A 24,591-nucleotide genomic window follows, 5' to 3' on the forward strand; every position below is an offset into this window, starting at 1 on the left:
TTTATGATAAACACTGTATCTATTTCTGCAAATTCAAATGATCGATTTCGTATCGCCGATGTCGCTAAAAATTGGTTTTTCCGTGAGAGAAGGGGCGCTCCGGTGCTCACGGTCCTCATTCTTTTTTTTTGTTCCTTTACGGTATGTTATGCCGCCAAAGTTGATACCCTATCTGTTCCAAGCCATTCCATGAACAAAGGGATTAAGACTGTGGTCATTCTTCCTCAAAATTATTCTAAAGAAATCAATTACCCAGTGCTGTATTTGTTGCATGGATATTCAGGCAATTATAGTAATTGGATTAAGAACTCGAGTATGGGTGCATTAGTAGATCAATATGGTTATGTGGTGGTATGTCCTGACGGTGGTTTTGGAAGCTGGTATTGGGATATGCCGAACGACAAGAATTATCAATATGAAACTTTCGTGTCTAAGGAGTTAGTTGAGTACATAGATCAACATTATTCGACGATTAAAACCCGGGATGGAAGGGCAATAACAGGGTTGAGTATGGGCGGACATGGTGCTTTGTCATTAGCGATTAAGCATCAGGATATATATGGTGCAGCAGGCAGCACAGCCGGCGGAGTAGATTTTAGGCCTTTTCCGATGAACTGGGAAATTAAAGACCGTATTGGGAATTATGCCGATGTACCACAAGAATGGGATAGCCGTGTGGTTATCAATATGGTTCCAAAATTGGTTAATAATAAGCTTCGTTTAATGATAGATTGTGGTAAGGAAGATTTTTTCTATGCTGTGAATGTTGCACTGCACGATAAATTGATGTACCATAATATAAATCATACTTTCGTTACAAGCGAAGGTGGGCATAATTGGGAGTACTGGTCTAGGTCCATAGTGTATCAGATGGCTTTTTTCAAAGGGTATTTTGGTGAATCGGAAAAAAATAAGAATAAAAAATAATAAATATTTGGCTTAAATGAATAAATTACTATTTTTGCTAAACAGAGACCTTAACTAACAAATTATAAACTTATTATTAAGCCTTACGAATTGTAAGGCTTTTTTATTATTTTCAGCAAAATTTTTGATTTTACTTGATTATGTTTAGACCTATAAAGGTTGTTTTTTGTTTTTCCTCCCTTGTGTTTTGCGTACAGCAAGCGTATAGTCAACAATCTAAATCTATTTCCGGATTTGTAAGGGACAGTATCAGTGGTGAAAATATTATTGGTGCTGTCATAAGGAATGATATGGAAAAGAAATCTACAGCTTCAAATAAATATGGATTTTTTAGTTTCTCGATCCGAGATGGGAGCAGACCTCTGGAAGTTTCGTCTGTTGGTTATAAGACAAAGGCCTTTTCTGTTCAATTTGATAGGGATTCAACGTATATTGTTCAGCTGGTTCCAGAGGAAAATCAACTAGCGGAAGTAACAGTGACAGGCAGTAGGCGAAAATCAATTAAAGATTTGACTCCCGGCCTTACCCAGTTCAGTCCAAAAGAAATTGAAAAAGTTCCTGTGCTTTTTGGAGAAAAAGATATTTTAAAAACTATTCAGTTATTTCCAGGAGTGACAGGTGGTGGAGAAGGAAGTAGCAATTTTTATGTGCGAGGTGGCGGTGGTGATCAAAATCTCATTTTACTGGATGAAGCCCCTGTTTACAACAGTTCCCATTTGTTTGGTTTCTTCTCGACATTTAATTCAGATGCAATTAAAGATGTCAATTTTTATAAAGGAGGTGTTCCTGCACAATATGGAGGTAAAATATCATCTGTAATGGAAATAACAACTCTAGATGGAAATAACCAGCATTTCAATGTAGAAGGGGGCTTGGGGCTTATCGCTTCAAGACTTAAAGTGGAGGGGCCAATCCAAAAGGGGAAGAGTTCATTTATGATCTCCGGCAGGCGTACTTATGCAGACCTTTTCTTAAAACTTTCAAATGATGAAAACATAAAGAAGAGCGCATTATTTTTTTACGACCTCAATGCAAAACTAAATTACCGGATCAATGATAAAAATACCCTTTATCTCTCAGGATATTTTGGCAAGGATGCTATGGCTTATCATGATTTGTTTGATTTCAATTGGGGAAATGCTACCGGCACAATGCGTTGGAACCATGTTTGGAACAATAGACTGTTCAGCAATACAACGCTCATTTTTAGCAAATTTAATTATCAGGTTAAAATTGAGGACGATAGCAATTTTAAAATTCGTTCTGATATCTATAATTACAATTTTAAACAAGACTTTCAATACAGCCTTTCTGACGGTCACAATTTAAAATTTGGATTACAGGGAGCATTACAAGAGGTCCGACCAGCAAGTATCGAAGCCGGCGAGGATTCGAAAGTGAATTCATTACAGATTCAACATCGAAAAGGTGCCGATGTAGCAGCTTATCTAACAGATGACTGGTCCGTCACAGACCGCGTAAAATTAAATTACGGGCTGCGGGCTTCTGCTTATGCCACTTTGGGGCCAGGAACTTTCTATGCATTCGATAATAATGGAGAGGTGGTAGACTCTACTTACGTGGGTAATAACAAAATTGCGAAAAAGTACTTTTATCTGGAACCTCGTGTATCGCTGAATTACGCTATCAGCAATTTAGCCACTTTAAAGGCATCTTTTAACACAAATGTTCAATATTTGCATCAATTGAGTAATACGACGAGCAGTCTGCCAACTGATCAATATGTATTGAGTAACAATACAATTAAGCCCCAGTTATCCAACCAGTATTCACTTGGCTACTTTCGGAATTTCGCCTCCAACAGATATGAATTCTCTGTGGAAGGTTATTATCGCGATTTGAAAAATCAGATCGATTATAGAAACGGAGCCGATTTGCAGGCAAATGAATTGTTGGAAGGAGAATTGTTGTTTGGAAAAGGTCGAGCTTACGGAATCGAATGGTTCCTAAAAAAGAGATTAGGACGATTCAGTGGTTGGCTTAGTTATACTTTATCGAAAAGTGAAAGGCAATTCGAGCAGATCAATAATGGTGAATGGTTTAACGCTCGTCAGGATAAAACCCATAATATAGCCCTTGTAGGACAGTATCAACTAAATCCGAAGTGGAACCTTAGTGCTAATTTCGTTTATTATACAGGGGATGCCGTTACCATGCCTGCGGGTAAATATTTTGTTGACGACCGTGCAATTTTTTACTATGATAAAAGGAATGGCCAGCGGATGCCTGCTTATCACCGCCTAGATTTGGCAGCAACGTATGATATCAAGCGAACAAAGAATAGTTACTCCAGCTTATCTTTTGGGTTATACAATGCATATAATAGAAAAAATGCCTATTTGATTGACTTCAGAGAAAAAGAAGGGCAATCCAATGTCACTGAGATTTATCGAATAGCATTATTTGGGACTATACCATCGATTACTTGGAACTTTAAATTTTAAAAAAGAATGAAGAAGATATTGGGTGCCATCGTTGTTGCACTAGTCACACTATGGGGATGCGAAGATAAGATCGATCTGGAGTTGCCAGAAAATACAGGTCAGTTGGTTATCACAGCCGACCTAATGGTCTCGGATCAACAGCATGAAATTAGTATTCAAAAGGTCGTAAGCATCAAAGACTCTCTGTTTTCACCGATAACTGACGCGGAGGTGATCATTACAAATATGCAGAATAATCGCACTTACACCTTTTTAGCGGGGAAAGATGGCGTTTATACCAATAAGAGCTTGCGTTTACAAGAGAAGGTCACATACCAGTTGCAGGTACGGACAGCCGATGGAAGGGAAATCGTTGGAACATCAAAGGTGCCAAGTTATGTAGATGTAGATTCTATAGGGCTATCGGAGCGGGTTATATTTACAGACACAATTTATTACCCAACGCTTGTATTCATTGACCCACCAGAAAAAGGTAATTATTATAAGTATAAAATGTCGGTAAATAGTGGTAAATTACGGTTTATTGATGTTTTTAGCGATAAATTTAATAACGGGCTTGAAATACAGCATGATATTATAGACCGCGATAGGGATCTAAAAGTTGGTGATCGGGTGCGTATTCTCCGTCAGTGTATCGATGTAGGGGCCTACAATTACTGGAATAGCTTTCAGATGATTAATCCTGGTGCGGCTTCACCGTCCAATCCTATTTCAAATCTGAACAATAATGCGCTGGGTTATTTTAGTGTTAGTGTTGGTAAGTATTACGAATCCGAAGTCACTTTTGCCCGAGGTAAATCTTAATCTATTCTCGCAAGCTGATAGTTGTTTTTTAACAAAAACTCTATCGTTTTAGGTAGGGCATATTTGACACGGGGAATGGCTTTGATATTATCATGAAAAATGATAATAGAGCCATTTTTAATATTAGATAAAACGTTTTCTAGACATTTTTGCGGACTCAAATTCAGATCGAAGTCGCCCGACATAATATCCCACATGATAACCCTATAGCTGTGATAGAGTTGTCGCAGTTGTGATTTTGTTGCTTTGGCATAAGGAGGACGAAAAAGATCGGTCTGTGTCAGTTCCTGACATTGCGCAACATTCATCAAATATTGTTCATCATTTGTTTCCCAGCCTTTAAGGTGATTGTAAGTATGGTTGCCCACCTGATGTCCTTCAGCTAAAATTCGTTGAAACAAATGTGGATTTTTTTTAATATTTTCACCAACACAAAAAAATGTTGCCTTTGCCTGATATTTTTTTAGGATATCGAGTATAAAAGGTGTAATTTCAGGAATTGGACCATCATCAAATGTAAGGTAGACTTTTTTATCATGGCGTGGCATATGCCATATTGATTTGGAATATAGCCATCTTAGGAAGAATGGAGATTTGACAAAATACATAACCGATAAATGAAGCTCAAATCTAAAGAAAAAATGTATGGTTCTACATATGGACATGAAAAGATTTTATTATTCTGCAGTAATATTTACTGGATTACTTTTAGGAACTAATGACTTGGTTCGCGCGCAACAGGTGGTTGGGGTGGCTGATGCTATTCGTATGACCCTGGAACGCAATGTACAAATTAAACAAGCGGAATTGAATAAAGATTTAGCTGCTCAAGATGTATTTCAGGCAAAGTCTAATTTGTATCCGAACTTAAATGCTGGAATTACACAACGTTTAAATTACGGATTTTTCTTTGATCAAGTTGCAGGTCAACCCATTAATGGAAATCAATGGACGAATTCAGCAGGTGGGTCCATCAGTTCTAGTGTAAATCTCTTCAAAGGTTTTCAACAAGTTAATCAGATTAAGGCGACAAAGTCACAGTTGGAATCCGCTGCAACTCAGGTTGAAAAGATAAAAAATGATCTGGTTCTAAATGTCTTGATTACTTATCTTGATGCAATCACTAATTATGAACTCTTTACCGCTAGTGAAGGCCAACTTAAACTTTCTCAACAGCAATATAAATTGGATTCCATTCAGTTTGCTGTAGGGAATAAAACAATAGCTGACATTGCTAAATCTAAAAATCAAGTAGCAACAGACCAACTAAACGGTGTTAATCTACAAAATTCCTATCAGCTTTCTCTTTTGACTTTGAAGCAATTGATGGAGATGTCACCGGAGACAGAAATCTCGTTGGTTAGGCCAAATGTTGAATTTTCTATCCTAAAGGTCGAAAATAATAATGCAGTTGAAGTATATGAAACAGCATTACGGTATCAACCGGACATCAAGAAAGCGGCATGGGATAAAGATGTTGCTGCTAAACAAATAGAAATTGCAAAAGGGGGATATTATCCATCGTTGGATTTCAACGTAAGTTATGGAACAAACTATTCCTCAGAAGGGATAGACTATTTGACGCGACAAAGGCTATCATTTAATGAGCAATTGGGGCGAAACAAAGCGTTGGGTACGACGTTAAATCTAACAGTTCCAATTTTCAATAATAATCAAAACAAAGTGAATGTTGCTAAAGCAAAGATTGGTTTTAAGCAAGCTGAAGCCAGTGAGCAGTTAGCGAAAAATAATTTGAACAAAGCTGTAAATCAAGCTGTTTTGGATGTTAATTCAGCGAAGCAACGCTACAGTTCGGCAACTGTGGCATTTGAGAGCGCTGAGACAGCATTTAAGGCGACCAAGGAACGCTATGATATAGGCATGGCTAATTCGCTTGAATTATTCACCGCGCAAACTGAACGAAATAAGGCTGAATTTGATCTTATCCAAGCAAAATATAATGTAATATTCCGATCAAAGATCATCGATTATTACATTGGAAATCCAATTCAATTCGATAACAATTAACCTATTTGATCCAACAAAAGAAATGGCAAAGAAAAAACGTAGCATAGGAAAAATTATATTGATCATTGTCGTACTCCTGGCAATCCTTGGCTTTATCGGTTTTAAAGTCGGATGGTTTGGTAAAGGAGATATTACTAAAGTCGCCGTGGATGTGGTAAAGGAAGTGGATGTCGATGAGTTAGTTTCCGCAAGTGGAAAAATTCAACCGGAGGTGGAGGTGAAGTTAAGTTCCGAAGTGTCAGGCGAGGTGGTTGAACTTAATATAAAAGAAGGCGATTTAGTTAAAAAGGGGCAAGTTCTCTGCCGCATAAAACCCGATATCTTGCAGTCTGGCTATGATCGGTCTGTAGCAGCTATGAATTCACAGCGCGCTAATCTTGCAGCTGCACAACAACAATTAAAACAACAGGAAGAGAACTTTAAGAATGTTGCCGCTACATATAAACGGAATCAGGAACTTTTTGAAAAGCGTGTTATTTCTGCGGCGGAGATGGATAAAAGTTCAGCTGAATATTTCGCTGCACAGGCGTCTATTCAGGCGCAGCGAGAAACAGTACGTTCTACGAAATATGGTATTGACCAATCGCAAGCGTCGGTAAAGGAAGCGCAGGACAATTTAAATCGAACGACCATTTATGCGCCCTCTGACGGCATCATATCACTTTTATCTATCGAAAAAGGAGAACGTGTGGTGGGTACGGCACAGATGGCAGGTACGGAAATTATGCGCATAGCCAATATGAGTTCTATGGAGGTGAATGTTGATGTAAATGAAAATGACATCAATAATGTAAGAGTAGGCAATCAAGCTGAGATCGAAGTTGATGCTTTTAAGGACAGAAAGTTTAAAGGCGTAGTGACCGAAATTGCTAGTTCATCTAAAAACATAGCAACAACCACTGCGTCCACGTCGTCGACTGACCAGGTGACAAATTTTAATGTAAAGGTTCGTATCAGTGCAGAATCTTATCAGGATTTGATGATAGAGAATGTTGCGTCTCCATTTAAACCGGGGCTTTCTGCAACTGTTCAGATATTTACAAAACATGCTAGAGGATTGGTCGTTCCCATTCAATCGGTGACTGTACGCTCTGATGACAAAGATTCTACAACTACCAATAAGAAAGTTGAAGAGTATGTATTTGTTTTAAAAGATAAAGCGGTTAAACAAGTTTTAGTGAAAACAGGGATTCAAGATGATAAAAACATCATAGTCATTTCTGGATTAAAAAAAGGAGAAGAGGTTGTTTCTAGACCATTTGATGCCATTTCAAAGACTTTAAAGGATGGTAGCCAAGTGGAGAAAGTGGATAAATCTAAATTGTAAATCTCTTTGTAGAGAATAACTGTTGAAAAGGAGGTTTTTAATTTTAATAACCTCCTTTTTATTTTCCTTATAATTTATTAAATTTAAAAACCCAATTATCAGCGGCTTATGAAGAGGCTATTGACGTATTTTAAATTTAATAAAACAGAGCAAAATGGGTTTTTCATAATTTTGGTGATTATCGTATTGTTTTTCACAATCTATGCCTTGCTTAAAAGCAACACAATTGATACAATTCCAAATCAGGCCAAGCTATTTGAACAATCCTTTCATGACTCTCTTGAGCTCTCAAGTTCGACAAAACAAGAGGTGGGAAATTCAGCCTATTTAACTAATAATGAAAGAGAGTTGTCAGTAAATCCAAATACTGTTTTGGATGATAGTAAACTATTCTACTTCGACCCAAATGATTTACCGCATGCCGATTGGCATAAATTGGGGCTTTCCGATAAACAGATTGCGGTATTGAAAAACTACGAAAATAAAGGAGGACGATTTAGACAAAAGACCGATCTAAAAAAAATCTATTCCATTAATGATCGACTTTACAAGCGACTGGAACCCTATATCCGCATAAAAACAATTCCCGATACGGCAATAACCAAACAGCAAAAAAGAACGTCTTTGTTGTATGATAAATTCGAAAGGAATACAGCTGAACTTATTGATATAAATACCTGTGACACTACGGCTTTGATGACTCTTAAAGGGATAGGTTCAGTTCTGTCCAAACGCATTCTGAAATATAAAGATGTACTGGGAGGATTCTGCCGTATTGAACAGTTAAAAGAAGTTTATGGTGTTCCAGCAGAAACTTATGATCTCATTAAAGACTATATTGTTGTGTCAAGTTTAGATGAAATCAAAAAAATCAATATTAATAAGGTCGATGCAGCTTCATTGGCCAAACATCCGTATCTTAGCGCCAAAGATGCGAAACTGATCATTAATTATCGGGATCAGCATGGAAATTATGTTAATATAGAGGATTTGACAAAAATAGGAACGCTTTCAGATTTAGCTATTGCCAAGATCGCACCTTATTTAATATTTGAAAATGATTCAAGATAAATTGAAACTGGAAATCCGGGATATTGTGGATTTTCCTAAACCTGGTATTGTGTTTAAAGATATCACACCTTTATTGAAAGATGCGGCATTGTGCAGTGAAATGATTGATTCGATTGTTGATCAATTACAAGGTGTAGAGATCGATGCGATTGCTGGAATTGAGAGCCGTGGATTTCTATTTGGTTTTTTACTGGCAAACAGATTAGGCTTACCTTTTATTCCAATTAGAAAGCAAGGCAAATTACCTTTTAAGACAGTATCTGAGTCTTATGCACTGGAATATGGTCAGGCGACGATTGAAATTCATGAAGATGCATTCAAAAAAGGAAGCCGAATATTGGTTCATGATGATCTGTTGGCTACAGGCGGAACAGTTGTTGCAGCTAGTAAGCTTATTGAAACATTGGGAGGAGAGATTGTCGCTTATAGCTTTATTATCTCTTTAGACTTTTTAAAAGCGAAAGGTAGATTATCCAGGTTTAGTGACAACATCTATTCATTGGTGAGCTATTAATTTTGAAATATAGAATCTAGATAAACTCAAATGATACTTTTTGCAAACGCAAAAATAAATATTGGACTGCAAGTAATTGCGAGGCGCCCAGATGGCTATCACGAGCTGAATAGTGTTCTTTACCCGTTGCCAATTTACGACATTATCGAACTATTAGAGATTGACTCGGCGGAAACTATATTAAATATGCAAGGAGAACATATTCCAGGAAATCGTGTTGACAATCTTTGTTTAAGAGCTTTTCTATTGCTAAAAGAGGATCATGATATTTCAAGTGTTTCGATCGATTTGATCAAACAAATTCCAATTGGAGCGGGATTGGGTGGAGGTTCTGCAGATGCATCTTTTGTGTTAAAGGGACTTAATACGCTTTTCCACCTGAATCTCAGCAATGAGCAGCTAGAAGGTTATGCGGCCAGACTTGGAGCCGACTGTCCTTTTTTTGTTGCGAATAATCCAGTTTTTGCAACAGGTATAGGTAGTGATTTTAAGCCTTTGGATTTGAACCTTGATGCCTATCATATTGCGGTAATCATGCCTAATATCCATATTTCCACTGCTGAAGCCTATGCAGGTGTACAACCTAAGATACCCGAAATTAATTTGGAAGAAGCAATACGTCTGCCTATTCAGGAATGGAAGTTTCACATTCGGAATGATTTTGAGGATGGTATATTTGAGCGTTATCCATTGTTGAAGGAAATTAAAGAAGCTTTATATCAAAAAGGTGCAGTGTATGCTTCCATGTCTGGATCAGGAGCGGCTATTTATGGTATATTTTGGGATAAGACTGATTTAAGCGAATTTGTTAGGTATGGTAAAATATATCAGCCCTCCAAGATTTAGTTACTGCCGCATTCCATGTATTTAATGTGAGATTTCCTAATACTCTTCTTCCACTTTGTAGTTCAAGAGTTCATGAGCCTCATTTAAAACTTTTTCTTTACGCTCTCTTGCGAGGTTTAAGAGGTCAAGTTTTTCAGGATTGTTGACAAGTTCTTTTACCAAAATTAGCTGGTTTTTGAGTAGTTGCTGCTCTTCAGTGTCAGAAAGTGTTGTTAGGCATGTAATCGGATAGAAGACAGCTTTGTCTACTCTTTTTTTAATACTATTATCTTTGGGATAATCCCACGATAACAAGTTAATTTGATAGTATTTGGCAAAATCAATCGAATCGGAGGTAAAGTACGCATTTGTGATTAGCCATCCTTCATGAAACTGCAGCTGTTCTCCAAAGAACTGATAATTGATATTGCTGATATCTTTAAATCTGGACAGGTAATACATCGGAGTTGTCACCGAAATTCTAGCGTCAATATCATTGCGAAACTTGCATTCTGCAGTAATTAATTTTCCATCTTTATATGCTACGACATCTAATTCATGTGAAACAGCATGCCCTTGCACGGTTTGTCCGGTCGTGCTTTTGTAGCCCATTGACTGTAAAAGGTGCGCAATGTATTTTTCGAAATAAAAGCCCTCTGGTCCGAGTTCTCGAAGTGCCTTCTTTAAACTATAGCGAGCTGCATAGGAGGCTCGAACAGTTTTCAAAGTGTCAAATGCAAGCTGATAGAGCTCTCTAGTTGAAATTCCATCATATATTTCGTTGAGAACCTTATCGTAAACTTGATTGACCTCATCCGCATTGGCACCAGAACGATTAAGCGATTTGCGTAAAGCTTCACCGTTGAAAGGTACTATTTCACCTGAATATTTTTTGATTTGCATGTGTTTGAAATTTCTAAATACGAATATAAGAGTTGTTGTTGGAGAAACAACATAAAATCTATATCCTATTCTTAAACTTTTTTGGACTGTCATTTGTTTATATGATAATATACTTAAAACATAGAGAATTATGAGTAACCTACTAACATTTGCATTTGACAAGATCAAGACGAAAATAGAAGACGATTGCATCGAAGAAAATATTGGTACCTCTGAACGGGTTTTATCGGTCATTGCAGGGGGCTTTATTTTAGGTATGGGTGTCAAAAAACTAATCAAATCGCCATTGACGGGATTTTCTGGATTAACACTTGGCGGAGTTTTAATTTACCGAGGAGTGACTGGTCATTGTGATGTGAAAAAAGTTTTGGAAGACAAGGACATCAAAAAAGTGGAGGTAATTGAACATCGCTATTTTGTAAAATAGCCAGTGTTTATCGAAGCTCATCCCAATTAAGCTATTTAGATACGCATGACAGAATTTTAGCGGTCATGTAAGCGCGTTTTCAAATTATGGTAACATGGTCGATATCGCCTTAAGGTGGTATAAATTTGGGTGTATGGTATAATGCTCCATCAGACGTGCGCGAATGTACATTCGATTAGCTTGCCGTGTAGTGTGAAATAATACCTTTTGTAAAGGTGGGGTGATAAAAACAAAAATAGGCAGTAAATTATTTACTGCCTATTTTTGTTTTTTGACTCTAAAACGCATGCGCATTACACGTTGAAGCGGAAGTGCATTATATCACCATCTTGGACAATATATGTTTTTCCTTCTACGGATAATTTTCCAGCTTCCTTCACTGCACTCTCCGATCCGAGTGTGACGAAATCGTCGTACTTGATTACCTCAGCACGGATAAATCCCTTTTCGAAATCGGTATGTATAACACCGGCAGCTTGAGGAGCTGTAAAGCCATTTTCGATTGTCCACGCACGAACCTCCTGAACGCCAGCTGTAAAATACGTCGCTAAATTTAAGAGAGAATACGCAGCACGGATCAACTTGTGCACACCAGATTCTTCCAAACCTAGATCGTCCAAGAACATCTTGCGTTCTTCATAGCTTTCCAGTTGAGCAATTTCTGATTCGATCTGCGCAGAAATCACCAATACTTCAGCTTTTTCGTCTTTAACAGCCTCTTTAACCCGTTCTACATAAGCATTTCCTGTATTGACTGATCCTTCGTCCACGTTGCATACGTAAAGTACAGGTTTGGCTGTCAACAGCGCTAGATCCTGTATAAACTCGAAATCTTCCTCGTCGATCGCTGCCGTACGTGCAGATTTTCCGGCTTCGAGATGATCTTTCACAATTGATAATATATCAAATGTTCTTTTTGCATCCTTATCCCCACCTGTTTTGGCCATTTTCTCAACCTTTTGAATACGTTTTACAACCGTATCCAGATCCTTAAGTTGTAGTTCAGTGTCGATGATTTCTTTATCTCTGATAGGGTCTACAGAACCATCGACGTGAATGACATTACCATCGTCAAAACATCTTAAAACATGTATAATCGCATTTGTCGTACGAATGTTTCCTAGGAACTGGTTGCCTAAGCCTTCCCCTTTTGATGCTCCTTTAACAAGACCGGCGATATCGACGATTTCTATTGTATTTGGAACAATTCGTTGTGGGTTGACTAATTCAGCTAATTTATTAAGACGGGCATCCGGTACGGTAATAACCCCAACATTTGGTTCAATTGTACAAAATGGAAAGTTTGCTGCCTGCGCTTTCGCGTTCGACAAACAGTTAAATAATGTTGATTTACCGACGTTTGGTAAACCCACGATACCGCATTGTAAAGCCATATATAGTGCAAATTTTTGAAATTCCACAAAGATAGAAAATTCACTGTAATTTTTAGCTATCTTGTCACATGGTTCATTGGTACAAAATTGAACACGCCGAAATTCTAAAAAAACATGGTGTTAGCGAGCATAAATTCGGAGGGAAAATTATTTGTATTACTTGGTTCGAAAATCAAATCTATGCCTTCTCTCGAAAATGTCCACATGCTGGCGCCATGTTGAAAAATGGCTGGTGTGAGCGAGGAAAAATAATCTGTCCTTTTCATCGCCATGAATTCGATCTTGCGACGGGAAAGGGGAATCCGGAACAGCATAATTTTATACATGTATATCCCATAAAAATGGAGGATAACGAGTATTTTGTTGGGTTGGAGATCGGTTTTTGGAAAGGTTTATTTACTTAGAAAGTAACGAAAATATCATATCTCGCCGCGTGAAGCGTATATCTAGCCAGTAAATAAGTATATTTGCTTCCGAAAATAAATTAAAGACATGCAGGGGAAAAAGATTGGTATAATTGGTAGCGGAAGCTGGGCTACAGCTATGATCAAGATGCTATGCGAAAATGACCAAGATAAACATATTTTTTGGTGGGTTAGAAAAGGGGAGGACGCAGAATACATCCAGAAGTTTAAGCATAATCCTACGTATTTGAGCAGCGTATCAGTTGACCTTAACATTACTACGATTGATACTGATGCGAAAAATGTGATTGCGAATTCAGATATAGTGATTTTGAATACTCCCGCTGCTTATTTGAAAGATGCATTAGCAAATGTCACCAAGGAAGACTTCAGTGATAAAATTGTTGTTTCGGCTATCAAAGGGATTATTCCTAAAGATAATTTGATTATCGGTGAGTTTTTGGAGCAGCGCTATTCGGTTAATATAGACCAGATCTGTGTGGTGGGAGGTCCTTGCCATGCCGAGGAGGTGGCCTTAGGTAAATTGTCTTATTTAACTTTCGGATGTAAAAATCTAGATAGTGCGGCTTTGGTGGCGTCGTTTTTATCCTCACGTGTTATCAAAACCATTTTGTCTGTCGATGTACTTGGAATTGAGTTTGGAGCAGTATTAAAAAATATTTATGCTTTGGCTGGAGGTATTTGTCATGGATTAGGCTATGGTGATAATTTTCAGGCTGTATTGGTGTCCAATGCAATCCGAGAAATGCGGCGGTTTGTTGGCAAAGTGGATGGTGATACCTCACGTGATGTAAATACATCGGCCTATTTGGGAGATCTTTTAGTAACAGCTTATTCTCAGTTCAGCAGAAATAGGACTTTTGGCAATATGATCGGAAAAGGGTATAGCGTACAGTCCGCGCAATTAGAAATGAATATGGTAGCTGAAGGGTATTATGCTTCTGCTTGTATTCAGGAATACGCCAAAAAATATGATGTTGAATTGCCTATATGTGATGCTGTACATCAAATTTTATATGAGCATCTTCCTTCGTCTAAAATTATTCAAGCTTTGAGCGAAAAATTAACATAAAAATTTTGTAAGAAAATAGATGATAAAAAAAGAAGCAATTGCTTTAGCTTATAAAGAAATTCAGGATGAAATATGCCGGGCGCTGGAAGAATTAGATGGATCGGCGCGTTTTGAAGAGGAGCTGTGGGAGAGAGAAGGCGGCGGGGGCGGTCGTACTAGAATTATTCAAAATGGTCGTATTTTAGAAAAAGGCGGGGTTAATTTTTCTGCTGTCTATGGGAAGTTGCCTGAAACGCTTAAAACATCGTTCGGAGTAAATGAAGATGACTTTTTTGCTACAGGTGTCTCAATTGTGATTCATCCCAATAATCCATTGGTGCCGATTATACACATGAATATTCGCTATTTTGAGCTAAACGATCAGATTCGTTGGTTCGGCGGAGGAATAGACCTGACACCGCACTATGTTGATGAAACAGATGCCCGTTATTTCCATCAACAACTAAAGGCGGTATGCGATAAGCACGATAATACATTTTACGGTAAATTTAAGAAATGGGCCGACGACTATTTCTATATTCGTCATCGACAAGAAACACGCGGTGTGGGCGGTGTCTTTTATGACAAGTTAAATACTGAAAATACAGGGCATAGTATGGATGAGATTTTTGCTTTTTCATGTGATCTCGGCCGCACTTTTGCGCCGACCTACACAACACTAGTTGAAAAGAACCAGCATAAAACTTTTACCGAACAACAAAAAAACTGGCAGCTAATACGTCGCGGTCGTTATGTAGAATTTAACCTTGTATGGGACTCGGGTACTAAATTTGGGTTAGAAACGAATGGACGTATAGAGTCGATATTGATGAGTTTACCAGCCCAAGCCAATTGGGCATATGATTATCGTCCTGAAGCCGGCTCCGAAGAAGCCAAGACCTTATCTTTATTACGAAAAGGTATTAACTGGATTTAAAAACGCCGAAAAAAATTAGATGGTTTCTTATCAAAAATTTATATTAGAAAACGGGCTCCGTGTTTTGGTTCACGAGGACCACAATACGGCTATGGCTTGTGTCAACATTTTATACGATGTGGGTGCACGGGACGAGTCGCCAGAGCAAACCGGATTCGCCCATTTATTTGAGCACCTGATGTTTGGTGGAAGTATCAATATTCCTAATTTTGATACTGAATTGCAAAAAGTTGGAGGAGAGAATAATGCTTTCACAAGCAACGATATCACCAATTATTACATCACATTGCCCTCATCAAATCTAGAGACAGCGTTGTGGTTAGAGTCGGACCGGATGTTGAGTTTGGCTTTTTCAGCACAAAGTCTCGAAGTACAACGGAATGTAGTGATCGAAGAGTTTAAGCAGCGTTACTTGAATCAACCTTATGGGGATGCATGGCTTAAGTTGCGACCCTTAGCTTATCAGGTACATCCGTATCGCTGGGCAACGATCGGCAAGGAATTGAGTCATATCGAAGAAGCTACAATGGAAGATGTGAAAGCGTTTTTCAAATTACATTACAATCCGCAGAATGCAATAATGGTTGTTTCTGGTGATGTACATTTTGAAGAAGTTAAGTTTTTAACCCAAAAATGGTTTGGTGATATTGAACCTGGTATAAAATATAATCGTCAATTGCCGAAAGAACCAGAACAGCAGGAAATGCGGCGTGAAACTATTTGGGCAGAGGTACCTCTTGATGCACTCTACATGGCATTTCACGGGCCAGCACGATTGGAAGAAGGTTATTTTGCCATGGATCTTTTATCAGATATTTTATCTCGAGGTTCTTCTTCTCGTTTGTATCGACGGTTGGTTAAAGAGGGGCAGTTATTTAGTGAGATAAATGCCTATGTGATGGGAAGCATAGATAGTAACCTTTTTGTTATAGAAGGGAAGCCAACTGCGGGCGTTTCGCTTGACGAAGCTGAGCGGGCGGTGTGGTCTGAATTGGAGATTATAAAATCCGAATTAGTACCTATGAAGGAATTGGAAAAGGTGAAAAATAAAATCGAATCGACCAATGTCTTTGCGGAGTTGTCCATTTTGGATAAAGCAATGAATTTAGCTTACCATGAGTTGCTAGGCGATGCAGATGGTATCAACACTGAGGTCTCGAAATACCTATTGGTAAGTGCCGAGGAGGTTCAACGCCAGGCACAAGCAATTTTTAGACCCGAGAATGCTTCGATATTACTATATAAATCAAAAATGGAGGAGGCTATATATGTTGGATAGAACGCAAGGACCTGTGTTTCGTGAAATTGGAAACATCAGTTTAAAAGAACCGATAAAGAAACAATTTGGAAACGGTTTGCCAGTTTATATTTTCCAGTCGCCTGAGCAAGAGTTGGTGCGTATCGAATGGATTTTTGACAATGCCTATCTTGATGGACAGACAGAGAACCCTTTGTTAAATAGTGCTTTAAGTGCTTTACTTAAAGAGGGGACCAACTCAATGTCCAGTGCAGAGATTGCGGATAAAGTGGATTTTTATGGAGCATTTCTAGTTCCTGAATACTCTTTTGACGTGACTTCTCTATCCCTTTATACTTTGAATAGACATAGTCAAGTACTTCTACCTCTTGTAAAAGATATTCTTACGGAGGCATCGATACCACAGCAGGAGCTGGATACCTATTTACGTAACAACAAACAGAAGTTTCAAGTTTCTATTCAGAAAAATGATTATCTGGCGCGGCGTAAATTCTATAACCTGATCTTCGGTACGGGTAATCGCTATGGACGGACGCCGAAGCTAGAAGATTATGACACGATTACGCGCATGCAATTAATGGAGTTGTACCGGAAAGAAATTGTACCTGGCAATTGCACGTTAATTGTTTCTGGAAACGTTTCCGATGAGCTTTTGCAAGAACTCGAGCAGATTTTTGGAGAGGAGTGGTACGGGGCGCCTTTGATTTCCGTAGAAAAACCTGTGTTGATTCAAGGTTCCTCTGAACTAGCCTATGAGGAGAAAGATAGCGCCTTGCAGTCGGCGATTCGCTTAGGTTGTCAAACCATTTCAAGAACACATCCTGATTATCCTGCACTACAGTTTGTTAATACCCTGTTAGGAGGCTTTTTTGGTTCTCGTCTCATGCGGAATATTCGAGAAGAAAAAGGCTATACCTATAGTATTGGTTCGGCCGTTGCTACCCTCAAACATACAGGGTTTATGACCATTGTAACCGAAGTTGGGGTGGATGTAACGCAAGCGACTTTGGAAGAGATTGAAAAAGAGATCAACTTGTTAAAAGCAAAATTGGCCTCTGAAGAGGAGGTGAATCTTGTTAAAACCTATATGGAAGGTTCGATGTTAGGATCATTGGAAAGTATCTTTTCGCATGCCGATAAGTTTAAAAGTGTATTGTTAAATGAGATGACGTTAACATATTATTCCTATTATATGGATCAGATTAGAAATATGTCGCCTGAGAAGGTGTATGATATTGCCAATAAATATTTGGACTTTAACGCAATGGTGAAAGTTGTTGTTGGTAAAATAAGCCAGGAAGAACCAGTTCATCAAGCGGTTGTAAATTAAATTTCTTAGACTACAAAAATCGAATACTACTTTGTATTTTTGGTTTTTGATAAAAAAGTGAACTATCCAGCATGGAATTAAAATTAAAAAGGCCATTGGTATTTTTCGATTTGGAAACTACAGGCGTTAATGTGGCGTCCGATCGTATTGTTGAAGTGTCATTTCTTAAAGTGATGCCCAGTGGAGAAGAAACAGTCTATACTAAGAAGATTAATCCCGAAATACCTATTCCGGCGGAATCCTCTTTTTTCCATGGCATCTATGATGAGGATGTGAAAGACGCTCCTAATTTTAAAGCAATAGCAGTAGAATTAGCTGCTTTTATTGCGGATGGAGATTTAGCGGGTTATAACTCCAATAAGTTTGATGTGCCAATGTTGATGGAGGAGTTTTTACGGGCTGGTGTTGACTTTTCATTGGAGGGTAGGGCATTTGTGGATGTTCAAAATATCTTTCATCAAATGGAACAAAGGACCTTGAAAGCTGCCTACAAGTTTTATTGCAATGAAAACCTCGAAAATGCACATACTGCTGAAGCGGATGTACGCGCAACTTACGAAGTTTTGAAAGCGCAGTTGACGAAGTATGAAGGTGCGGCTTTTGAAGATAAACATGGTGTGGTGTCTCATCCAGTCGTCAACGATGTGGAAGCTTTACATGCATTTACAAATTTAAGTAAGCCGGTGGATTTTGCCGGACGTCTTGTTTACAATGCCGACGGGCTGGAAACGATCAATTTTGGAAAACACAAAGGAAAACCAATTGTGGAGGTATTTGAGCAGGAGCCGAGCTACTATGCTTGGATGCAAAATGGAGATTTTCCATTGTATACCAAAAAAGTGCTAGAAAATATCTGGAATAGGTACAAAAAGGAGAAGAACGAGCAAAAAGCTAAAGCGGCTGTAGCTCATTCAGCGGAAGATAAAAAACTTGCGAAAAAAGAGTTCAACAAACAAAATGAGGAGGCGCCACAGAGCATTTCCTTGGACATGTTGAAAGGATTGCAAGATAAATTTAAAAAATAACTTTAATTAATAGCTTAGAAAAAGTATTATGGAATTCAAACAAGAAGTTGAGCATATACAGTGTTTGATTATTGGTTCGGGGCCAGCAGGCTATACTGCAGCGATTTATGCGGCACGTGCGGATATGAAACCAGTAGTTTATACCGGTATTGTTCCGGGAGGGCAATTGACACAAACCACTGAAGTGGACAATTTTCCAGGTTATCCAAAAGGTATTACGGGGCCGGTGATGATGGAAGATCTGCGTGAACAAGCTGAGCGCTTTGGTACTTCAGTTCGTTTTGGATATGTTACAAAAGTCGATTTTACAGGGACCGTACACCGTGTCGAAATCGATGGAACTGTACAAGTTACCGCCGATACAGTGATTATCGCAACGGGAGCAACCGCAAAATGGTTAGGTCTGGAATCTGAACAAAAATATAATGGTTTTGGTGTTTCTGCATGTGCCGTTTGCGATGGATTTTTCTTTAAAAACCAGGAAGTTGCTATTGTTGGTGCTGGAGATACCGCCGCAGAAGAAGCTACATATCTCGCAAAATTATGCTCAAAAGTACATATGTTAGTGCGCCGGGATGAGTTCCGTGCTTCTAAAGCAATGGTTCACCGTGTGATGAATACGCCCAATATCGAAGTGCATTACAATTCTGAGGCAAAAGAGGTTTTAGGAGATGGTCAGGTGGTAACTGGAATTCGCGTTATTAACAATAAGGATCAATCTGAAAAAGACATAGAAGTGACAGGATTCTTTGTTGCAATAGGACACAAGCCCAATACGGATCTTTTTACGGGAGTATTGGATATGGATGAAACAGGCTATTTGATCACCAAACCAGATAGTACTGCGACAAATATACCAGGAGTGTTTGCTTGTGGAGACGTTCAGGACAATGTCTTCCGTCAGGCTATCACCGCTGCGGGTACAGGTTGTATGGCAGCTTTGGAAGCTGAAAGATATCTAGCGGCTAAAGAAAGCGGCGAATAATCAAATTGAAATAAAAAGGGGCATTGCAAAAAGTATGTCCCTTTTTATTTGGCTTCCTCCATTTCAAAGACACTGTCGATTTTCCAGTTCGCTTTATCCTTTGCTGCAGCAACGGCCAAACGATCGCAACGTTCATTTAACGGATGCCCAGCGTGACCTTTTACCCAGACAAGGCGTACGTTGTGCAATCTATAGGCAGTCATCAAACGCAACCAAAGATCTTTATTCTTTTTTCCCGCGAAACCTTTTTGGATCCAGCCATATACCCACTTTTTGTCAATGGCATCAATAACATATTTGGAGTCAGAATACACTGTAACTTGCTGATGCAAGTTTTTTAAGGCCTCGAGGCCAACAATAACCGCCATTAGTTCCATTCTGTTGTTGGTCGTTTTGCGGTAACCACCCGAAAACTCCTTTTCGATAAGTTTTCCCTTAAAGGTTTCATTATCGCCCGTATAAATAGTTCTTAAAATAGTTCCGTAACCTCCAGGGCCTGGATTCCCACTTGAAGCACCATCTGTATATAATTCAATCATACCCCTCAAACATAGATAAATTTGCTTTTATATCCAATAATAACGAACATCTATTACAATAGGTTATAGGTAACTTTCTGAGTACCCTCGAGTTTATTATCCATACATGGCCAATTATAGGAGATTTATGAAATGGGAGATTCAACTTATGCTGCTTTGAAAATATTGAAGCAATTTAGTTGTTGTATCACAATTTATCTCTTAAACAATATAACTCTGCGCATCTATATGTATTTTTCCTGCATAAACTTGTTATGTAAACAGTAAAATAGCCTTATGAACTATCGAAGGATAAGAAGGCCGGTGCTATTGAGAGTAACCTTTAAATTATTCGGGCGCTATATTTTCTCCTGAATTGTGGCGCGATAGCATTTTTTATTAATTTAGTCCCATGAATCTGGTTCAAATTGCATTAATTCCGCTGTTCGCTCTTCTTTTTATTTGTTGCTATTCTGGAGATGGAAGTAGTACTGAACGCTTGCGGGCTGATTCTTTGGTAAGCGAAGTGGTTCACGGAAATTTATCTTTAATAAGCTTGGCCAATTCTAATGAATTCATGTATTTCAAGGATAAATATTTTTATGAGCCTGCAAATTTGAAGATTATTTCAAACTTTGATAAAATACAAATTCAAGTGGTGACCTATAGAATATATCAGCATGTTAAATTGGAGAACAATCGGTATAGGTTTCATATTCAAAATGCCAGGCAATTGCATATTACAAATAAAGCTTTTGTATATTACCAACGTTCTTTTGAGGAAATGAATCGGCGGGCTGCAGCGAGTAAAGATTCTATTCGGTTACAGCTTCCTAATGACTATGCGACTTTGCTGATAGAGGAATGATCGATGGCAGGTGTTCTTCCTCCAGATGGTCATCTAAAAGGGCTATTTTTAAATTCATTAAGAAGTAAATTTAGATGAAAAAGAAAAATATCGTAGTATTAAGTGGAGCTGGTATTTCGGCAGAAAGTGGTATACCTACATTTAGAGATGCAAACGGCTTATGGGAGGGGCATGATGTGATGGAAGTAGCTTCTATTGAGGGCTGGCGTAGAAATCCGTCACTGGTTCAAGAGTTTTATAATTTGAGACGGAGAGCTGCTTCGCTTGCACAAGCAAACCTCGCTCATCTTGCTTTAGCTAAACTGGAATCCAAATACAACGTAATTGTTATCACACAAAATGTCGATCTCTTGCACGAGCAAGCTGGGTCATCTCAAGTTATTCATTTGCATGGTCGCCTAGATCAGGCAAGGTCCTCTGTTGATGACCGACTGGTTTATCCAATTGCCGGGGATGAGATCAAAATGGGGGATCTGTGTGAAAAAGGCAGTCAGTTGAGACCTAATATCGTCTGGTTTGGAGAGGCTGTACCAGCGATTGAAGAGGCTGTCGTTGTCGTTTCGGAAGCTGATATTTTAATAATTGTAGGCACCTCTTTGCAAGTTTATCCTGCAGCTGGACTCAAGGAATTTGCTCCCAATCATTGTAAAACATTTTTAATCGATAAAAAAATACCAAACAATAAATTCTTGCGTAATATAACTTTTTTTGAGGAGGCAGCTACTGTCGCTGTTCCCAAATTAGTTGAGCAATTACTTGATTAGATAACGGACAGTTTCAAAAAAATATGAAAAAAGTAATAGGAATTCTTTGCGTCTCATTTGCTGTTTTAGCCTGCCATAATAATTCGCAAATTAAAGTAAACACAAGTACAAATAATCAGCCTTTAGTCTTGGATAGTATTCAAGCGAAGCATTTGCTCAGTTTACCATTACATTGCATCGAAGTGGAGTATCCTAATAAACTCGGACAGGTGCTAGGTAGTGATCTCGATCTGAAATCACCGCGCATACTGCACCCAATTTTCTATGGTTGTTTTGATTGGCATTCTTCTGTACATGGTTATTGGTCAATTGTCCATATTTTGAAAGAATTTCCAAATTTGGATAGTTCTGGAGAAATTCGGGAACAATTAAACCAAAATATTACAGCAGAAAATGTTGCGATCGAATTAGCTTTTTTCAAAGATAAGAACAATAAAAATTTTGAGCGTACGTATGGATGGGCTTGGTTGCTACAGTTACATAAAGAGTTGTTAACTTGGAAAGATAAAGATGCAAAACGCTGGGCCATGAGTCTTGAACCTTTGGTGAATCATGTAGTAAAATCTTATGAGGAGTATCTGCCCAAATTGGTTTATCCGATCAGAACAGGATACCACGATAATTCTGCATTCGGTATTTCGTTGTCTTTAGACTACGCGAGAAGCACGGGGAATGTGACATTTGAAAAATCATTGATGACTAATGCTTCACGATTATTTAGCCAAGATAAAGGCTGTAATATTTCTTTTGAGCCAAGTGGAAGTGATTTTCTTTCTCCTTGTCTTGAGGAAGCGCTATGTATGAGCTTGGTACTTCAAAAAGAGGATTACCGCAAATGGCTGAAGGTATTTATGCCAGAGCTGTTTAGTGCAAATTTTAATCTTGAGCCCGGTATTGTGAAAGACCGGACAGATGGACATTTGGTTCATTTGGATGGACTTAATTTTAGTCGTGCAAATTGTTTGAATGGTATCGCAAGGGCTTTACCTGAGTTAAGTTACTTGCACAAATTGGCTAATAAACATTTAATGTACTCTTTGCCCAATATTACAAACAATGATGACTATATGGGGTCGCATTGGCTAGGTACATTCGCTTTGTATGCATTATCAAAGCATTGATTATAGAAGATTGTTTTTGTAAAATAAAAAAATAAGAAATCGCTGTTTTGTACAAAATAAATAGAGAAATCGGACGTTATTAATACAAATACTTTTCATAAAATAGGTTAATATATGGCTAAGACCCTAGAGTTCCCCGCTCTAGGGCTTTTTTATATTCAGTTTAGTTCGAAGTCGATAAATCAAATCATAGTCACTCAGATAAAGTTAATTGGTGTACTATCAATCTGCTTTAACTAATGTGAGATCTTTAAAATGGCCTAAAGTGCCCGGGCCGACCCAAAGTCCAATGCTTCCCCGCAAATCTTTGCCCTGTTTGAGATCATTAACGATCAAAGTTGGCTGAGAAAACTCATTTAAATAAAGTTTTGCCCTTTCGTTATTGACTTCAATTTTTACTTTTATCCATTCCCCAGGTCCCATATCAGCATAAGCCTCATACTTCCCAGGAGTCTCCTCCCTTAGTTTCTCCCAAGGATATCCCGGAATAGAGATATATTGGGTTGCATGGTTTCTACGCAATTGTTCTTCGGCCCGCCCATTTGTAGGACGTAAATAAAATATTTCTGTTTTTGAGATGTCGGCGCTTGTTCGAAAAGCAATACCAACAAAGCCACGGGCGGATTCTCCGGCTTGATCCATGGGCTGGCCCGCAATGCTTACCTCGATCACTCCGTTATGGAAGTCAATATCTTTTATCAGCGCCATTGTTTTTTCACCATCTGTGAGTCCTTTTACCTGTAGTGCATTTTGTCCCTTGAAGTTTGTTAACTGAGTAGCTACCTGCGAAGGCATTACATTATTTGGTGTCAATGTGATCTTTTGAGCATATGTCTGCGTAAGCAAAAAGTAGCCAAAAGCAAAACAGAGAATCTTCTTTGTAAGCATTATAGTTGTTTAATGGTTTTAATCGTTATCGAAGATAGTAAAAGTATTATTTAAAAGCAATTAAGCATTTACGTAGGATGCTATTAATGACAGCTTTTTAATAGTTTATTACCTATTATTGTAACTGGTAATTACCAAAGCAGAAGTGTTCGTAATTAAGTTTCAGAGAAATTGGCAACTATAATGCAAAATAAATGGCAACAATAAAGCAGAACTCCATCTGGTCGGATTATTATTTTGATTGGGCCTTTTGGAGTAAATAGTTCACCTTTTGGGACATGTTGTCCCAAAAGAAAAACAACCTTTGGTCAGGAAAAAATCAAAGGTATTTATGAACTATTATCAGAGCAAAATTATGTTGTTTCATTTAGTACATCAAATGTCACGTGAAGGGAAATCTATTAACTGGATTTCCGGCCATTTCGGGATCAGCTGGCGCACGACCAAAAAGTACATTACCCAAAGTGTGGATGAGTTTGAGCAAGCGCTTGAAAACCCTATTGCACGCAAAAAACACTTGGATAGCTACCAGGGTTTTGTTAAGGATAAACTGACCCTTTATCCAGATACTTCTTCAGCCCAGATGCACGACTGGCTCAAAGAGCATCATTCAGACTTTCCCCAGGTCAGCCCTAAAACGGTTTTCAACTTTGTCCAATCCGTCCGTATTCGATTTAATATCAGTAAACCAGAAAGTAAACGGGAGTTCGAGATGATCCCAGAACTGCCTTACGGT

Annotated in this window: 25 protein-coding genes; 20 read left to right on the plus strand and 5 right to left on the minus strand. The window is 38.4% G+C overall.

Annotated elements, in window-relative coordinates:
- Positions 1-3: 3 nt before the first annotated feature.
- The 3 genes from B3139_RS07345 to B3139_RS07355 all read left to right on the plus strand — a co-directional run bounded on the left by B3139_RS07345 (position 4) and on the right by B3139_RS07355 (position 4,196).
- Positions 4-927 (plus strand): alpha/beta hydrolase, encoded by a 924-nt coding sequence (locus tag B3139_RS07345; RefSeq protein WP_293881388.1) that lies wholly within the window; start codon positions 4-6, stop codon positions 925-927.
- A gap of 140 nt (positions 928-1,067) precedes the next feature.
- Positions 1,068-3,392, plus strand: a complete 2,325-nt coding sequence (locus B3139_RS07350; protein ID WP_293881390.1) for a TonB-dependent receptor — start codon at positions 1,068-1,070, stop codon at positions 3,390-3,392.
- A 6-nt stretch (positions 3,393-3,398) separates the two neighbouring features.
- Entirely contained in the window at positions 3,399-4,196 is a 798-nt protein-coding gene (locus tag B3139_RS07355; protein ID WP_293881392.1) for a DUF4249 family protein, read from the plus strand.
- Here the strand turns inward: B3139_RS07355 and B3139_RS07360 are convergent.
- On the minus strand, positions 4,193-4,804 hold the full coding sequence (locus tag B3139_RS07360; protein WP_293881394.1) for a polysaccharide deacetylase family protein: 612 nt from the start codon (positions 4,802-4,804) through the stop codon (positions 4,193-4,195). The two genes, B3139_RS07355 and B3139_RS07360, sit on opposite strands and share 4 nt — an antisense overlap.
- A 55-nt stretch (positions 4,805-4,859) precedes the next feature.
- Between B3139_RS07360 and B3139_RS07365 the strand changes: the two genes are divergently transcribed.
- The 5 genes from B3139_RS07365 to ispE all read left to right on the plus strand — a co-directional run bounded on the left by B3139_RS07365 (position 4,860) and on the right by ispE (position 9,982).
- Positions 4,860-6,224 (plus strand): TolC family protein, encoded by a 1,365-nt coding sequence (locus tag B3139_RS07365; RefSeq protein WP_293881396.1) that lies wholly within the window; start codon positions 4,860-4,862, stop codon positions 6,222-6,224.
- Between the two features lie 22 nt (positions 6,225-6,246).
- On the plus strand, positions 6,247-7,551 hold the full coding sequence (locus B3139_RS07370) for an efflux RND transporter periplasmic adaptor subunit (protein WP_293881398.1): 1,305 nt from the start codon (positions 6,247-6,249) through the stop codon (positions 7,549-7,551).
- 108 nt (positions 7,552-7,659) lie between these two features.
- Positions 7,660-8,622, plus strand: coding sequence for a helix-hairpin-helix domain-containing protein (locus B3139_RS07375; RefSeq protein ID WP_293881400.1), 963 nt, complete (start codon positions 7,660-7,662; stop codon positions 8,620-8,622).
- On the plus strand, positions 8,609-9,136 hold the full coding sequence (locus B3139_RS07380; protein ID WP_293881402.1) for an adenine phosphoribosyltransferase: 528 nt from the start codon (positions 8,609-8,611) through the stop codon (positions 9,134-9,136). Before B3139_RS07375 ends, B3139_RS07380 begins: the two co-directional genes overlap by 14 nt.
- Before the next feature lie 30 nt (positions 9,137-9,166).
- Entirely contained in the window at positions 9,167-9,982 is an 816-nt protein-coding gene (ispE, locus tag B3139_RS07385; RefSeq protein ID WP_293881404.1) for a 4-(cytidine 5'-diphospho)-2-C-methyl-D-erythritol kinase, read from the plus strand.
- 36 nt (positions 9,983-10,018) lie between these two features.
- Here ispE and B3139_RS07390 read toward each other — a convergent pair whose 3' ends face one another.
- Positions 10,019-10,864 (minus strand): ATP cone domain-containing protein, encoded by an 846-nt coding sequence (locus tag B3139_RS07390; protein WP_293881406.1) that lies wholly within the window; start codon positions 10,862-10,864, stop codon positions 10,019-10,021.
- A gap of 130 nt (positions 10,865-10,994) precedes the next feature.
- Between B3139_RS07390 and B3139_RS07395 the strand changes: the two genes are divergently transcribed.
- Positions 10,995-11,291 (plus strand): YgaP family membrane protein, encoded by a 297-nt coding sequence (locus B3139_RS07395; protein WP_293881408.1) that lies wholly within the window; start codon positions 10,995-10,997, stop codon positions 11,289-11,291.
- A 293-nt stretch (positions 11,292-11,584) separates the two neighbouring features.
- On the opposite strand, the gene ychF is transcribed toward B3139_RS07395, so the two are convergent.
- Positions 11,585-12,685, minus strand: coding sequence for a redox-regulated ATPase YchF (gene ychF / locus B3139_RS07400; RefSeq protein ID WP_209579995.1), 1,101 nt, complete (start codon positions 12,683-12,685; stop codon positions 11,585-11,587).
- Between the two features lie 68 nt (positions 12,686-12,753).
- Between ychF and B3139_RS07405 the strand changes: the two genes are divergently transcribed.
- From B3139_RS07405 to trxB, 7 genes are all read left to right on the plus strand, one after another.
- A complete protein-coding gene (locus B3139_RS07405) occupies positions 12,754-13,089 on the plus strand; it encodes a Rieske (2Fe-2S) protein (RefSeq protein ID WP_293881414.1) in 336 nt (111 codons plus the stop codon).
- Positions 13,090-13,177: 88 nt separating this feature from the next.
- Positions 13,178-14,182 carry an NAD(P)H-dependent glycerol-3-phosphate dehydrogenase gene (locus B3139_RS07410; RefSeq protein WP_293881416.1) on the plus strand — a complete coding sequence of 335 codons (1,005 nt, stop codon included), beginning with the start codon at positions 13,178-13,180 and terminating at the stop codon, positions 14,180-14,182.
- 19 nt (positions 14,183-14,201) lie between these two features.
- The gene (gene hemF, locus B3139_RS07415) at positions 14,202-15,098 is read left to right on the plus strand and encodes an oxygen-dependent coproporphyrinogen oxidase (protein WP_293881418.1); all 897 of its coding nucleotides are present in this window, start codon (positions 14,202-14,204) and stop codon (positions 15,096-15,098) included.
- A 19-nt stretch (positions 15,099-15,117) separates the two neighbouring features.
- On the plus strand, positions 15,118-16,377 hold the full coding sequence (locus B3139_RS07420; protein WP_293881420.1) for a M16 family metallopeptidase: 1,260 nt from the start codon (positions 15,118-15,120) through the stop codon (positions 16,375-16,377).
- Positions 16,367-17,686, plus strand: coding sequence for a M16 family metallopeptidase (locus B3139_RS07425; RefSeq protein ID WP_293881422.1), 1,320 nt, complete (start codon positions 16,367-16,369; stop codon positions 17,684-17,686). Before B3139_RS07420 ends, B3139_RS07425 begins: the two co-directional genes overlap by 11 nt.
- Before the next feature lie 71 nt (positions 17,687-17,757).
- A complete protein-coding gene (locus tag B3139_RS07430; RefSeq protein ID WP_293881424.1) occupies positions 17,758-18,711 on the plus strand; it encodes a 3'-5' exonuclease in 954 nt (317 codons plus the stop codon).
- A 28-nt stretch (positions 18,712-18,739) separates the two neighbouring features.
- Positions 18,740-19,696, plus strand: coding sequence for a thioredoxin-disulfide reductase (gene trxB, locus B3139_RS07435; protein WP_293881426.1), 957 nt, complete (start codon positions 18,740-18,742; stop codon positions 19,694-19,696).
- Positions 19,697-19,740: 44 nt separating this feature from the next.
- Here the strand turns inward: trxB and rnhA are convergent, their stop codons facing one another.
- Positions 19,741-20,235, minus strand: coding sequence for a ribonuclease HI (rnhA, locus tag B3139_RS07440; protein ID WP_293881428.1), 495 nt, complete (start codon positions 20,233-20,235; stop codon positions 19,741-19,743).
- Between the two features lie 391 nt (positions 20,236-20,626).
- Here rnhA and B3139_RS07445 point away from each other — a divergent pair, with 391 nt between their 5' ends.
- The 3 genes from B3139_RS07445 to B3139_RS07455 all read left to right on the plus strand — a co-directional run bounded on the left by B3139_RS07445 (position 20,627) and on the right by B3139_RS07455 (position 22,967).
- Complete coding sequence (locus B3139_RS07445; RefSeq protein WP_293881430.1) at positions 20,627-21,082, plus strand: hypothetical protein; 456 nt, start codon at positions 20,627-20,629, stop codon at positions 21,080-21,082.
- Between the two features lie 74 nt (positions 21,083-21,156).
- Entirely contained in the window at positions 21,157-21,846 is a 690-nt protein-coding gene (locus tag B3139_RS07450; protein WP_293881432.1) for an SIR2 family NAD-dependent protein deacylase, read from the plus strand.
- Positions 21,847-21,869: 23 nt separating this feature from the next.
- Complete coding sequence (locus B3139_RS07455) at positions 21,870-22,967, plus strand: DUF2891 domain-containing protein (protein ID WP_293881434.1); 1,098 nt, start codon at positions 21,870-21,872, stop codon at positions 22,965-22,967.
- A gap of 222 nt (positions 22,968-23,189) precedes the next feature.
- Here the strand turns inward: B3139_RS07455 and B3139_RS07460 are convergent, their stop codons facing one another.
- On the minus strand, positions 23,190-23,855 hold the full coding sequence (locus B3139_RS07460; RefSeq protein WP_293881436.1) for a hypothetical protein: 666 nt from the start codon (positions 23,853-23,855) through the stop codon (positions 23,190-23,192).
- A gap of 331 nt (positions 23,856-24,186) precedes the next feature.
- On the opposite strand from B3139_RS07460, the gene B3139_RS07465 reads away from it, so the two are divergent.
- Positions 24,187-24,591, plus strand: a 405-nt coding sequence (locus B3139_RS07465) for a hypothetical protein (protein WP_293881438.1), incomplete at its 3' end; no start/stop codon positions are given.

This window comes from Sphingobacterium sp. UBA1498 (assembly GCF_002325125.1).
Taxonomy (GTDB): Bacteria; Bacteroidota; Bacteroidia; order Sphingobacteriales; family Sphingobacteriaceae; genus Sphingobacterium.